The organism is Halomonas hibernica, from assembly GCF_013183775.1.
Lineage (GTDB): Bacteria > Pseudomonadota > Gammaproteobacteria > Pseudomonadales > Halomonadaceae > Vreelandella > Vreelandella citrativorans.
In genome coordinates this window covers 25,228-37,046 of sequence record NZ_VIFN01000008.1, presented here as the reverse complement: position 1 = coordinate 37,046, position 11,819 = coordinate 25,228, and the positions used below count along the sequence as shown (strand labels likewise).

16 protein-coding genes are annotated in these 11,819 nt (G+C 51.8%); 5 read left to right on the top strand and 11 right to left on the bottom strand.

What is annotated here, in order from left to right; genetic code table 11:
- Positions 1-21: 21 nt before the first annotated feature.
- Positions 22-417, bottom strand: coding sequence for a cupin domain-containing protein (locus FKN99_RS12720; RefSeq protein ID WP_172118233.1), 396 nt, complete (start codon positions 415-417; stop codon positions 22-24).
- Between the two features lie 272 nt (positions 418-689).
- Between FKN99_RS12720 and FKN99_RS12715 the strand changes: the two genes are divergently transcribed.
- Together FKN99_RS12715 and FKN99_RS12710 are read left to right on the top strand one after the other, a co-directional pair.
- A complete protein-coding gene (locus tag FKN99_RS12715) occupies positions 690-1,733 on the top strand; it encodes a linear amide C-N hydrolase (protein WP_172118232.1) in 1,044 nt (347 codons plus the stop codon).
- 214 nt (positions 1,734-1,947) lie between these two features.
- Entirely contained in the window at positions 1,948-2,352 is a 405-nt protein-coding gene (locus tag FKN99_RS12710) for a DUF4019 domain-containing protein (RefSeq protein WP_172118231.1), read from the top strand.
- Here FKN99_RS12710 and FKN99_RS12705 read toward each other — a convergent pair whose 3' ends face one another.
- The 4 genes from FKN99_RS12705 to FKN99_RS12695 all read right to left on the bottom strand — a co-directional run bounded on the left by FKN99_RS12705 (position 2,353) and on the right by FKN99_RS12695 (position 4,583).
- Positions 2,353-3,138 (bottom strand): class I SAM-dependent DNA methyltransferase, encoded by a 786-nt coding sequence (locus FKN99_RS12705; RefSeq protein ID WP_172118230.1) that lies wholly within the window; start codon positions 3,136-3,138, stop codon positions 2,353-2,355.
- 136 nt (positions 3,139-3,274) lie between these two features.
- A complete protein-coding gene (locus FKN99_RS17935) occupies positions 3,275-3,517 on the bottom strand; it encodes a carboxymuconolactone decarboxylase family protein (protein ID WP_253927052.1) in 243 nt (80 codons plus the stop codon).
- Complete coding sequence (locus FKN99_RS12700) at positions 3,430-3,729, bottom strand: carboxymuconolactone decarboxylase family protein (protein ID WP_253927047.1); 300 nt, start codon at positions 3,727-3,729, stop codon at positions 3,430-3,432. Before FKN99_RS12700 ends, FKN99_RS17935 begins: the two co-directional genes overlap by 88 nt.
- A gap of 50 nt (positions 3,730-3,779) precedes the next feature.
- The gene (locus FKN99_RS12695; protein ID WP_172118229.1) at positions 3,780-4,583 is read right to left on the bottom strand and encodes a helix-turn-helix transcriptional regulator; all 804 of its coding nucleotides are present in this window, start codon (positions 4,581-4,583) and stop codon (positions 3,780-3,782) included.
- Between the two features lie 316 nt (positions 4,584-4,899).
- On the opposite strand from FKN99_RS12695, the gene FKN99_RS12690 reads away from it, so the two are divergent.
- On the top strand, positions 4,900-5,217 hold the full coding sequence (locus FKN99_RS12690) for an antibiotic biosynthesis monooxygenase family protein (protein WP_172118228.1): 318 nt from the start codon (positions 4,900-4,902) through the stop codon (positions 5,215-5,217).
- 36 nt (positions 5,218-5,253) lie between these two features.
- Here the strand turns inward: FKN99_RS12690 and FKN99_RS12685 are convergent, their stop codons facing one another.
- Together FKN99_RS12685 and FKN99_RS12680 are read right to left on the bottom strand one after the other, a co-directional pair.
- Positions 5,254-5,856, bottom strand: coding sequence for a YqaA family protein (locus tag FKN99_RS12685; protein WP_172118227.1), 603 nt, complete (start codon positions 5,854-5,856; stop codon positions 5,254-5,256).
- A 134-nt stretch (positions 5,857-5,990) separates the two neighbouring features.
- Positions 5,991-6,659 (bottom strand): LysE family translocator, encoded by a 669-nt coding sequence (locus tag FKN99_RS12680; RefSeq protein WP_172118226.1) that lies wholly within the window; start codon positions 6,657-6,659, stop codon positions 5,991-5,993.
- A 146-nt stretch (positions 6,660-6,805) separates the two neighbouring features.
- On the opposite strand from FKN99_RS12680, the gene FKN99_RS12675 reads away from it, so the two are divergent.
- Both FKN99_RS12675 and FKN99_RS12670 read left to right on the top strand, forming a co-directional pair.
- Positions 6,806-7,663 (top strand): methylated-DNA--[protein]-cysteine S-methyltransferase, encoded by an 858-nt coding sequence (locus FKN99_RS12675; protein WP_172118225.1) that lies wholly within the window; start codon positions 6,806-6,808, stop codon positions 7,661-7,663.
- 18 nt (positions 7,664-7,681) lie between these two features.
- Positions 7,682-8,194, top strand: coding sequence for an O-acetyl-ADP-ribose deacetylase (locus FKN99_RS12670; RefSeq protein ID WP_172118224.1), 513 nt, complete (start codon positions 7,682-7,684; stop codon positions 8,192-8,194).
- Here FKN99_RS12670 and FKN99_RS12665 read toward each other — a convergent pair.
- Genes FKN99_RS12665 through FKN99_RS12650 form a run of 4 tightly spaced genes read right to left on the bottom strand, consistent with a single transcriptional unit; the run spans position 8,175 to position 11,818 of the window.
- Positions 8,175-9,005, bottom strand: a complete 831-nt coding sequence (locus FKN99_RS12665; protein WP_172118223.1) for a phosphodiesterase — start codon at positions 9,003-9,005, stop codon at positions 8,175-8,177. The genes FKN99_RS12670 and FKN99_RS12665 overlap by 20 nt on opposite strands.
- Complete coding sequence (locus FKN99_RS12660) at positions 8,998-10,089, bottom strand: ABC transporter ATP-binding protein (RefSeq protein WP_172118222.1); 1,092 nt, start codon at positions 10,087-10,089, stop codon at positions 8,998-9,000. Before FKN99_RS12660 ends, FKN99_RS12665 begins: the two co-directional genes overlap by 8 nt.
- 53 nt (positions 10,090-10,142) lie before the next feature.
- The gene (locus FKN99_RS12655; RefSeq protein WP_172118221.1) at positions 10,143-10,931 is read right to left on the bottom strand and encodes an ABC transporter permease; all 789 of its coding nucleotides are present in this window, start codon (positions 10,929-10,931) and stop codon (positions 10,143-10,145) included.
- On the bottom strand, positions 10,928-11,818 hold the full coding sequence (locus FKN99_RS12650; RefSeq protein ID WP_172118220.1) for an ABC transporter permease: 891 nt from the start codon (positions 11,816-11,818) through the stop codon (positions 10,928-10,930). The genes FKN99_RS12655 and FKN99_RS12650 overlap by 4 nt, the downstream gene beginning before the upstream one ends.
- Position 11,819 lies beyond the last annotated feature (1 nt).

Below are 11,819 nucleotides of genomic sequence, written 5' to 3'. Positions count from 1 at the left end.
GAACGTTCTCCGCTTAGGAACTCAACACTTGCTTGATGCGCTGATAAAGGGAAGGTCAATATCCTGAGGCACTATGGCATATACGCGTCGCCAGGGCTGGTTATCGATTAGATGCCAGCGGTGGCCGCCACCTGTGGTGTCTTCCGCCAATAAAATGTCGCCGGGGTACAGCGTGAATGAGTCGCCCGTGCGCGTCTCGAAAGTGAGTGTGCCGCTAAGCGTTAAGACGAATTGACGGTTAGGAGCGTCATGCCAGCTAAAGCTGCCGCCTTCGCTTGTTTCCCGAAAGGAGATGCTGGTCGTTTCGATGACATCACTGAGCAAGTCATGGCGCTCACCTTTGGGAAGATCAATCCATCCTTCTTCAAAACACGATTGATGGTTACTGCCTGTCCATAACCTTACACATCGGAACATTACTGACTCCTGATTGTGAGTAGTGACAAAACATGATGAAAAATAGAACAATCATCTGAGTTTAAATACTAGTTCGGATTTTGTGCAATAAGGTGCGTGACCAAAGCTAAATTTATGCCTAAGGTGAAGCAGGTTTGATAATTTAAATATGGGCATGGGCTGGGGATTCCATGCCGCTATTCTTTTTATAAAAAAGGGGTTGGCGCTTTTCTTGTTAGCCGCCAATTATCTCTGGCAGGCTCTATAACGTTTGTAAATAAAAGGAAACCACCATGGGAATCAAAAAAAAATTAACGCTAGCGGCAAGCATGTGTGCCTTGTTCGTGGCCATCACAGCGGATGCATGCACGCGCGCGGTATATCAGGGCCCTGATGACATGATTATCACGGCGCGCTCCATGGATTGGAGGGACGAAATACATCCGAACCTATGGCTGTTTCCAAAGGGAATGGAACGCGATGGTGCGGCTGGACCCAACTCCGTTACTTGGACATCCCAGTATGGAAGTGTCGTTACCAGCGCGTTTGATATCTCAAGCACTGATGGCATGAACGAAAAAGGCTTGGTGGCTAACCTGCTATGGCTTGCTGAGGCAGAGTATCCTGACTTTGGGCCGGATGACGAGGGGCTTTCCGTGGCTGCCTGGGTCCAGTATGTTTTGGATAATTTTGCGACCGTTGAAGAGGCGGTGGAGGCGCTGCGCGATGAGCCTTTTGTGGTCGTCTCTGCTGAAATACCGGGCACCACTCGATTTGCTACGCTTCACTTGTCAATTTCAGATGCCAAGGGTGATAACGCAATATTTGAGTATATCGGCGGTAAACTCACTATTCATCACGATACGTCATACAATGTGGTGACAAACTCGCCCACCTTCAAGCAGCAACTGACGCTGGATGACTACTGGAGACAGATCGGTGGTTTGGTCATGCTGCCTGGCACAAACCGTGCCGCGGATCGGTTTGTCAGAGCGTCGTTCTACATGGATGCCATTCCTAAAACGAGCGATACAAGAGTTGCTGTTGGCAGCGCATTTAGCGTGATCCGCAATGCGTCTGTTCCTTTCGGTATCTCATCAGAAGAGGAGCCGAATATTTCTTCTACCAGGTGGAGAGCGGTATCTGATCAGAAACACCTTGTTTATTATTTCGAGACGGCACTTACGCCTAACACGTTTTGGGTGGATATGAAGGATGCCGACTTTACTGAGGGCGCGCCTGTTCGCAAACTGAGCCTCAAGAATAACAGTGTTTATGCAGGCAATACGGTCAACGCGTTTGAGGACGCCGAGCCCTTCGAGTTTGCTGGCCTGTAAGGTGCGTTAAGGGCATTTTTTTACTAGTTAGCGCATGAAATAGCCCCCTGTGTCGCGGTTGGCGCAGGGGGCTTTCTCTTACTTAATAAAGCCAAGGGATAGAAAAAACTGCGGTTAGCTTGTTCGATTATTGTGATTAATACTAAAGTAATGGCGGCTGGTACCGATATTAAATTAAGCACACCTATTTACTGATCGCTGCCCAGAGTTATCCATGCCAAAAATCGTGATCTGTTTCATTACAGCCCTGCTACTGCTGGCACCTTATGCTCAAGCGAACACCGATGCGGCTGAGGCCGCGGCGCTGGCATGGCTTGATGCAATTGACAGTGGTGAGTATGAGCTGGCTTGGGAGGAGTCATCACCGCTTCTTAAGAGTCCGCTTTCGCCCAGTATGCTAGAGCGGATCATTAGCGCAGCGCGCCGTGACTTCGGGTCGGTGGAGGCAAGACGCCGCACACGCGTCATCACGCAAACCTCTATGCCCGGCGCTCCCAAAAATGATTACAAAAAGTTCATCTATCAAACGCGTTTTGCCAACAAGTCTGATATTACCGAAACCATTACGCCGCACTTTGAAGACGGCGTTTGGAAAGTAAGTGGATACTATGTGAACTGATCAGCAACAAGTGGATTGACCCGTTGCTACAACCGTGGGGTGTTGAATCTTCACGCAGGCAAAAATGGCGTTCCCCGAAGTGTTGTTCCACGGCGTGATAGCTTCAAAGTTGTGCTCGAATACGTGCACTTCAAAGTAGGGCTCAAGCAGCGTAATTAGCTCGGCAAAACTAACCGCGACCATGGGGTGCTCGTCGTTCCATACTTGGGTATCGCACGCGTTGGTTTTTGCAATACTAAGTTTGAGGGCCTGTTTTTCACCGCTACCGCTGTAATGCCACCCGGAACGAAACGTGAAGGCATCGTCGGCTTTTTTAACGGTGTGGCTCACAAACAGATTGTTGTCGATTTTATCTTTGTCGACTGCGTTAAAGCAGAAAACCCCGCCACTCATTAAGGCGCTGTGCGCACTTTCAATACACGCTTTGAGCTTTTCAATTCCGTCGCTGTAGTGAATCGAATATAAAAAACAGGTAATCAAATCCTGCGGGTCGCTTACCTGGAAGTTGCCCATGTCCTGACACGTAAACTGAGCCTCAGGACAACGTGTGGCGGCAATATCCAGCATGGGCTGGTTAATGTCCAGCCCGCTGCTCACATAGCCATTATCAATAAAATGGCGAACATGAGGCCCGGTACCACACGCTACATCGAGGTGAAGGTTGCCACCGTTACCAAAAATTTGGTGAAGCCTTTGCACGGCGTTGCTTTGCGCCCGGTAGTCGATGTCTTCGCACATCACATCGTAATAGCCAGAAAGGTCGGTATAGAGTGCGTTAAAGGACATGGCGGCCTGGGTAGCTTGGGAGTGAGGGTGGCGCATAGTAAACGAGTGGAGTGGCTTTTAGAAGCCAGCCGTGCGGAAGGGGATTTTGATCAAGACATCGCAGGCCGTCGCACAGGCTTGCGATGTCTTTTTCGGTTTATAGCGAGATGTCAGGCACAAACTGCATACTTACCGCCACCCGGTTCCAGCTATTAATGGCTAGAATCACCGTGGTCAGCTCAAGAAGGTCCTGCTCACCAAAGGCGGCCAGAGTATTCTGGTAGACGCTGTCGCTAACAGACTGTTGGCTGATTAAGGTAAGCGCTTCGGCCCACTCAAGGGCTGCACGTTCCTGTTTATTGAAGCAGGGGGCTTCCCGCCAAGCAGGCAGTACATCCACCTTACCTGATGCTCGCCGTCGTCTCGGGCTTCCTGAGTATGCATATGCTGGCAGAAGCAGCACTGGTTGATCTGGGAAACGCGTAGCTGAACGAGGTGGATGATGGTAGGCGTTACCGCGCTATTAGCCGCTACTTCGCCCAGAGGCACCAAATGTTTAGCAAGGCGAGGGGTTAGCTTGTAAACGACTTGTCGAGAAATACGCTGAGACATGGCAGTGACCTCGTTGATTGGTGAGGTCTCAGCATATAAAGGTGTGCGTACTAGGCCTTGTAAATTTGCGACAACTTGCGCTGGCGGTAAGAGGCGGGTGTTTCGTTGGTAAAAGATTGGAAGGCGTGGGTAAAGTGCGGCTGATCATAGTAGCCACAGTGGAGCGCTATTTCTGATAGCGGCCGGTCAGCTTCAAGTAAGCACCGTCGCGCTCGGTGGAGGCGAGCATACGTCACCAACGCGCCTGGCGAGACACCGACTTCACGTTTTAATCGACGTTCCAGGGTGCGTCGGGTTAACCCAACATTGGCAGCTAACTGCTCAGGTGGGAGCTGTAACTGGTTAATCGCCTGGATGATTCCTGGCACAGGGCTTTTACTCGTTAGTCGACTTTTGAGTAAACCCAGAAGCCATGTTTCAAGCAGGGCTAATCCTTTGGGTGCATCAAGCTGATAAAGGCGCTCCACCACCGGCATTAAACTGTCCATCCAGGAGGGTTTTATGTCATCGCCCAAGCAAAGATGCGCGTCTATACACTGTTCCGGGGCTAAGCCCAGGAGGCTATACATACTGGTCGGTTTAAACCGAATGCCCATCCGGGTGGTGGACGTATCAAACGTCTCAAGCAACATGTGTCTGTTAAAGCAGAGCGTGACGATGGGACGAGAGTTTCCAAGGTGAATGGTGAGGCTGGCGCCTGCATCGGGATAAAGCTTTTCTACGATGGGATGCGCAAGGGGACTTTGCCCGCCCATCGACCAAAGGCATTGCACCCATGTGCGAAGGTTAGTGTTGGGCAGGCGCTGCTGGAAATTCAAATGAACGGCGTTACCGGGCAGAATAAAGTGGGCCATGGCGACAACCTGCTTTGTTGATGAATGGACTTCATCGCATAAGCTGTATTAAAGCCTAAACACAGGGGCTGGGAAAGTGGCTATGCTTGGACAGTGAAGTTCTCACTTCGCAATGAACTGTTTAATCATCAATTCACGTGGTTGTGCCCTTCAAGCCAAGCGCCAAGCTGGGGCTCTTGCCCGCTGCGCCGTAGGTAAAGCACCATCTCACGCGCAACGATATTGATTTGATGAGTAAACACCAATAATTAGCTATGGAGTCTACTGCTTCGCCTACGGTATGCTTTTTGAACTGCTTTCAGCTCAAGAGAACTTCATGGCCCTTATCGCAACGACTCCAGACCCCCCGTATTACGCCGTTATTTTCACCTCTGTGCGCACGGGTATTGAAGATGGTTATGATGACATGGCGGAGCGTATGGTTGAGTTAGCCATGCAGCAGCCAGGTTTTTTAGGCGTTGAATCGGCTCGAAATGAGGTGGGGGTTACGGTTTCCTACTGGGCTGACTTGGCCTCGATTAAAGCGTGGAAGGCGCATGCCGAACATAAAGAAGCGCAGCGGCTTGGGCATCAGCAGTGGTATCAGCACTTTAAAACTCGGATTGCCAAGGTCGAGCGGGATTACGGTATCTAGCGGATGCTACTTCCCTGGTCTTCTGCTTGATGTCGGTTACATCATCAAGCGCGTGAGTGCTTGTAGCCCCAGAGCAATCAACAGCACTATTACGCCGCCTATCAAGCTGGTAAACAACGCATGGCGCTTCCATAGCAACAGCACTCGATTACCGAAGCGATAAACCAGCCAGGCTAAGCCATAGTAGCGCAGGCCACGAGCAATTAATGCCGCCAGCAAGAACAGCAAAACAGGGTAGCCCGAAATGCCCGCCGTTATCATGGCTATCGGAAAGGGGATAGGCAGGATACCCATGGCTATAATGGCAGCGAAACCGTATTGATTAAAAAACAGTTGAAACGCCTGAAAGCTCTCCTGCATACCGGTGACGTTGATAAACCATGTGCCTACCGACGTAAATAACAGCAAGCCTACGCTGTAGCCCACCAGGGAGGCGATCAGACAGCCCAATGTAGTGATGGTAGCCAAAAGCCAGATCCGCTGCTTGTTGGCTGCCATTAGCGGGATGAGTATTAGCTCAATGGGAATGGGTAAAATAATGGTTTCAAGAAATGAGAACATGCCCAATAGCCATAGCATATTCTTTGAGCCGTTAATGCGCTCGAACCACACTTTAGGACTTTTTGAGATAATGGCCATGGATGGGGTCTACATCGGCGGACTAATACGGCGGTACATACTGGGTCAGTCCCATGGTATTGTCTAGCGCGAGTGGTGAGGTGGCGACACGCAGGCGGTAGGGTCATTTTACTCTTCATCACTTCTCTTATTGGCTAGGATATAATAGATACCCCCACACTCTTTTCCTTTCGCAGCTCCTGTTTTTTGGCGTGACCCAAAAATACCGTATATAGAGCTTCGCAAAATAGGCAGCTAGCAGCCAATAACGCTGCAAGCAGTCGATTAATAGCGACTAACAATCGAGGCGTTTGAATATAGCGCTTTAAGAAAGCCCCCGCGTAAACCCAGCTGGCTAACGATAACCAGCAAATAGGCAGGTAAAGCACCGCGAACATGGCTATTTGAGCCGGGTCGTTACCCGTTGTATAAGCGCCAATGCCAGAAGCCGATGCAATCCATGCTTTGGGGTTTAGCCATTGCATGAGCGCACCTGTCATAAAACCAGGCGGTTTGGTGGTTGCTTGCACAGACAACTTGCCGTCATCCATTGCTAACCTGACGCTTAGGTAAAGCAGAAACGCTACTCCGGCCCAACGAAGTAATACTTCAAGTAGAGGCACGGTGGTGAGCAAAGCGTAAAGCCCTGCACCAATTCCTAGAAACAGCGCTATAAACCCTAGTGTGGCTCCTGTCACAAAGATTAACCCTTTAACAACAGGGTAGTGGGTGCCGCTACTGAGGCATATCAAATTGACGGGGCCTGGGGAAATGGATGCGGCAAGGGCAAAGGCTGACATGGGGAGTAATAGCGAAATGCACATTGTGATCCTCCTAAACAGTGAGGGGAGTATGCGATGACGTGGCGACGGCGTATTGTATAAAATTGATATGCGCAAGATTCGGGTCGGCAGGCCGCTAGGGAGCGCTTAAGCTAGGAGAGCTTCGGTATCACACAGAGGAACCGGCAATGGATGATTATGCGCGTATCGAAAAGGCGATGGTCTACATGGTCGAGCGGGCGGTATTGCAACCCAGTTTGGAAGAGGTTGCGGCTCATGTGCATTTAAGTGCCTACCATTTTCAGCGTCTGTTCTGCCGCTATGCAGGTATCTCGCCCAAGCGCTTTTTGCAGGCCCTCACCCTGGAGCGGGGTAAGCAGTTATTAAAAGAGCCGCGGGCATTACTGGATGTTGCCCATGAGCTTGGGCTGAGCGGTGGCTCTCGGCTTTATGATCACTTTGTGCAGTTAGAAGCGGTGACGCCTGGAGAGCATAAACATCAAGGGGAGGGCGTCTGTATCGAGTACGGTGTGCATGCAACGCCCTTGGGCAGCGTGCTGGTAGCGGTGACTCCGCGCGGCGTTTGCCGTATGGGCTTTGTGGATGCTACGAGCGCCGATGAACTGCTGGCGCGGCTTGCCAAGGAGTGGCCGCGAAGCTCGCTCAATCATCGCCCAGCGGCGACGGCGTATGTGGTTGATGCGCTATTGGCAACTTCTAAAACAAAACCTGGTACGTTATCGCTTCACGTGACCGGTACCAATTTCCAAGTCGCAGTATGGCGAGCACTACTCACCATTCCTGAAGGCCAGCTGGCAAGCTATACGCATATTGCTCAAGCGCTGGGCATGCCTAAATCGTCGCGAGCCGTAGGCAATGCGGTGGGTGCTAACCCAATTGCGTTATGGATTCCTTGCCACCGTGTTATCCAGCAAAGCGGGGCGTTAGGTGGCTACCGTTGGGGCGTCGCTAAAAAGCAGATGGTGCAGGCCTGGGAGCTGGCGCACTTAACACCTGAAGTGGAGCTGCTCGGTGTATCTAAATAGCCAACAAGGAGGTTGTAAATGAACATTACCGCGATACAAGCCGATATCACTACGCTTCATGTTGATGCCATTGTTAACGCGGCTAACACCTCATTGCTGGGTGGCGGAGGCGTAGATGGCGCCATTCACCGTGCGGCCGGACCGGAACTACTTGATACCTGTCGAACGCTGGGTGGCTGCGCCACTGGCGATGCAAAACTGACCGAAGGCTTTAAACTGCCAGCACGTACTATTATCCATACCGTTGGCCCTGTATGGCACGGCGGAACACGCGGCGAAGCTGAATTATTGGCGTCTTGCTATCAGCGCTGCTTGGCTCTGGCTGAATCGGTAAACGCACGCTCGGTAGCATTTCCGAGCATCAGTACAGGCGTATACCGTTATCCTATTGAAGAAGCTGCACGGATTGCTGTCTCAACGGTGAGCGAGGCTCTAAGGCAGGGCTCTACCGTTGAGGCGGTTACGTTTTGCTGCTTTTCTGCCGGGGATTTAGCGGTGTATGAAGCGTGTATTAGTCAATTAGACCGTTAGCGTCGTAAAACGGATAAGGGCCCGGGTACTGTTTAATAAAACCTTGGTGCGTCACCATGCCTGCCTCTGCTGACCATTGGTGTAGTAAATACCCTGGCGGCTCTAATTGGAAACGGGAAGGGCCGTCTGGGGTTAGATCCAGGCTGACATAATGCGAAACTCCAGGGCAGCTGATGGCTAACGTATTTCCAAAGCGTGCCTGAATAGTGCGGTGTACATGCCCGCAAAGCACGCGTTCAACCTGGGCATGCTTGTTAATTATCTCGGCCAGCGCGTGGGGCTGCTTAAGAGGCTGGCGGTCCATATGATCAATGCCACTGATAAATGGATGATGATGGAGCATCACCAGCGTTGGGGTTTGCGGCTGTTCGGCCAGGGTTTTATCCAGCCAGCACAGGCTTTCCTCGCTTAGCTCTCCGTAAGGCTCGCCCGGCACGGAGGAGTCGAGCCCTACTAGTCGTACTGGGTAGTCATCAATTACCCACTGTAAATAATGAGCGTCTTGAAAGAGATAGTCATGCTCGGGAAAAGCAGCACGCAAATGATCGCGGTCATCATGATTGCCGGGGATCAGATAAACCGGCAGCGTTAGCTCCGCCAAAATCTGTTTAAACGTCGCGTACTCATCGGGGTGGCCAAAGTCGACCAGGTCACCGCTAATGAGTACCAAATCGGGGCGTGGCATTAGCTGATTGAGCGTTTGAATGGCTTGGCGTAGAGCATCGGCAGTATCCACTTGACGATAGGAAAGGCGCCCGCCAGCTTTGATATGCGGGTCACTGATTTGAGCGATAAGACAAGATTTACCCATTGGCCTGCTCCTTGGCGCTTGTGGCGGCTAGTTTTGAATGACTTAGCTCTGGATGAAAAAGCGCTTGCGGGGGCAGGTTCAAACCAATAGCGGCGCCAGTGGGCCAATGCTTGCGCGATGATGCCTTAACCTGAATCGGTGTAGCGCCTCCTGTATCAACCATTAATTGCTGAGACTGGCCTAGAAAAATACTTTGTAGAATGCGGCCTTTTACTTGGGCATCCGCTAGGGCGACCACTTCGATATCCTCTGGACGACAGTAAACGCTTAGTGCCTCTCGTAGGTGAGGCGCGGTCAATTCACCGCCTTGCACCGAGAGATGACCATCAGCCCCTTTTCCGATGACTTCCAAGCGATTCACCGCGCCGATAAAGTCGGCCACAAACGCATTGGCGGGCTGGTGATAAATCTCTTGGGGCGTACCCAATTGTGCAATTCTCCCGGTTTGCATCACTGCGATACGGTCTCCCAAGGCCATCGCCTCGTCTTGATCATGGGTCACATAAACCGCGGTTGTGCCCAGCTCGCGTAGTAGCTGGCCGATTTCCAGGCGCAGCCGGTCGCGCAACTTGGCATCCAGAGCCGCAAGGGGTTCATCAAATAGCAGCACTTTGGGGCGAACGGCAATGGCGCGCGCGAGGGCAACGCGCTGTTTTTGCCCACCTGACAAGGCATCAATACGCCGCTCGCCAAAGCCTTCCAGATCCACCATGCGCATGACCTCGGCCAGCCGTTGCTCAATCTCAGAACGGGGCAAGCGCTGTATTTTCAGACCGTAGGCAATGTTGTCGGCAACACTCATATTGGGAAATAGGGCGTAGTTTTGAAACACCATGCCGACATCGCGCTTTTCAATAGGCAGGGCAGTCACATCCTGTTCGCCAAATTGGACGCGACCGCCCTTATCCGGGCTTTCAAGGCCGCTGATGATGCGCAGTGTAGTAGTTTTGCCACATCCAGACGGCCCAAGTAACACTAAGGTTTCTCCTGCGTTAATGTGGAGATCTAGCGGTTGCAGGGCCTTGTGGTTACCTGAAAAAGTACGGCTGCATTGGGTTAGGGTGATGCTGACGGATGAACTCATATCGATCTCGGGGTTATCTCTTGGCGACGGGGCGAGTTAGATGTTCTGGTTGCTTAACGGCGTGGGCTGGAAAGCCGCCCAGCCCATTGAATAGCCACCAGCAGTGGGACAATCATCACTAGAAAGATCAGTGTATAGGCCGACCCCACTTCAAGGCGCATGGAGGCATAGCTATCGGCTAGGCCTACCGGAAGGGTTTTAGTAAGCGGGGTATGCAGCATCCAGGTAATGTTGAACTCACCAATTGATAGGGTGACGACCATCAGCGCGCCCGCCAAAATACCGCTAAGACAGTTGGGAATCACCACCGCAAAAAAGCGTTGTCGAAAGTTGGCTCCTAGGCTTGCTGCCGCTTCTTCAAGCAGCGGTAGACGCGCGGTTTGCATAACAGAAAGCACGGCTCGCACCATAAATGGCAGAGTGAAAAGTACATGGCCTACCAAAATGAATAGCCAGCTTCCACGGAATTCCCGGTAGCTACCGTAGGCAAGTAGTAAAGCGAGGGCAGTGGCAAGGCCTGGCACGGCCACCGGTAGCAGGAGCAGTTCCTCAATCGCATTGGCCCAGCGGCGGCGGCTGCGTAGCAAACCATAAGCCGCGGGCACGCCAATCAGCGTTGTAATCACCAAACAGGCCAGCGCCAGCTTGATAGAAAGCCAGATTGTGTTGGAGTAAAGCTGCCATACTTCACTTACCCAGCGCAGCGTCAAACCGCTTTTAAGGCCAACAAAGTAGTTCTCGGTCAGCCCAGCCATGACGGACATGACCACGGGGATGATCATGAAGAGGCAAACCAGCAGAGTGAAACTCAGCTGTAGGAAGAATCGGATACGTGGATTCATACGGGGGCTCCTACATTGCCGCCCGCCAACTTGCGGGCCAGACTTAATGCGACCCAAGTAATCAGCCCAAGCACAACAGATAGCGCGGCTGCCATGGCGAAGTTGGCGTAGTTGGTAAATTCGCCATAAATATCGAGAGGTAAAATGCTCAGTCGCGTGCCGAGCGTGAAAGCGGTACCAAATGCCCCCATGCTGGTCGCAAAGCAGATAGCGCCGGTCGAAAGTAAAGCGGGCGCAATACCCGGCACGATGACATCTTTAGTGACTTGCCATGAGTTTGCCCCCAGCGAACGGGCAGCCTCTTCAAGACTTTGGTCTAGATTTTCACAAGCCGCCATTACCGTGGTGATGACGCGCGGAATGGAAAAATAGAGATAGCCGATAAAGAGCCCGGCAAGTGAATAGGCAAACATCCAGCGCTCATCGAATAACCACAGGCTCAATTGAGCCAAAGCTCCCTGACGACCACCCAACATAATCACTAAAAAGCCGACTACCACGCCTGGAAAGGCAAGTGGAAAGGTGAGAATCGCGACCAATACCGATTTACCTATAAAACGGTGGCGTGCCAAAAAAAAACCGGCGATGCCTGCGATGCCCACGGCAACAAGTGAGACGGTAAAGGAGATTGTGACGGTGGTGACGAGGCTAATTAAGTACTGTCGATGGGTAAGAATGGTGAGATAAGCACTGATACCACTACTACGATCGGCTTCAGCGCCCATTAGAATCAGACGAGAAAACGGCAGTAGCCAGAAAGCGAAAAATACGGCTAGTGCTGGCGCTAAGGCGAATACCGCAATGAAGTTTTTACGTTTCGGGGTTTGGCTTATTGCTCGGGTGGCTGAATAAGCAGCCCCTAGGGGCTGCTTGGATATGACTGCCATG

Coding starts and splice junctions, on each gene's coding strand:
- FKN99_RS12665 (WP_172118223.1), bottom strand. CDS start 9,005: ATGGGTAAATCTTGTCTTATCGCTCAAATCAGTGACCCGCATATCAAA.
- FKN99_RS12705 (WP_172118230.1), bottom strand. CDS start 3,138: ATGTCCTTTAACGCACTCTATACCGACCTTTCTGGCTATTACGATGTG.
- FKN99_RS12650 (WP_172118220.1), bottom strand. CDS start 11,818: ATGGCAGTCATATCCAAGCAGCCCCTAGGGGCTGCTTATTCAGCCACC.
- FKN99_RS12695 (WP_172118229.1), bottom strand. CDS start 4,583: ATGGCCCACTTTATTCTGCCCGGTAACGCCGTTCATTTGAATTTCCAG.
- FKN99_RS12685 (WP_172118227.1), bottom strand. CDS start 5,856: ATGGCCATTATCTCAAAAAGTCCTAAAGTGTGGTTCGAGCGCATTAAC.
- FKN99_RS12700 (WP_253927047.1), bottom strand. CDS start 3,729: ATGTCTCAGCGTATTTCTCGACAAGTCGTTTACAAGCTAACCCCTCGC.
- FKN99_RS12660 (WP_172118222.1), bottom strand. CDS start 10,089: ATGAGTTCATCCGTCAGCATCACCCTAACCCAATGCAGCCGTACTTTT.
- FKN99_RS12670 (WP_172118224.1), top strand. CDS start 7,682: ATGAACATTACCGCGATACAAGCCGATATCACTACGCTTCATGTTGAT.
- FKN99_RS12655 (WP_172118221.1), bottom strand. CDS start 10,931: ATGAATCCACGTATCCGATTCTTCCTACAGCTGAGTTTCACTCTGCTG.
- FKN99_RS12690 (WP_172118228.1), top strand. CDS start 4,900: ATGGCCCTTATCGCAACGACTCCAGACCCCCCGTATTACGCCGTTATT.
- FKN99_RS12675 (WP_172118225.1), top strand. CDS start 6,806: ATGGATGATTATGCGCGTATCGAAAAGGCGATGGTCTACATGGTCGAG.
- FKN99_RS12680 (WP_172118226.1), bottom strand. CDS start 6,659: ATGTGCATTTCGCTATTACTCCCCATGTCAGCCTTTGCCCTTGCCGCA.
- FKN99_RS12710 (WP_172118231.1), top strand. CDS start 1,948: ATGCCAAAAATCGTGATCTGTTTCATTACAGCCCTGCTACTGCTGGCA.
- FKN99_RS12720 (WP_172118233.1), bottom strand. CDS start 417: ATGTTCCGATGTGTAAGGTTATGGACAGGCAGTAACCATCAATCGTGT.
- FKN99_RS12715 (WP_172118232.1), top strand. CDS start 690: ATGGGAATCAAAAAAAAATTAACGCTAGCGGCAAGCATGTGTGCCTTG.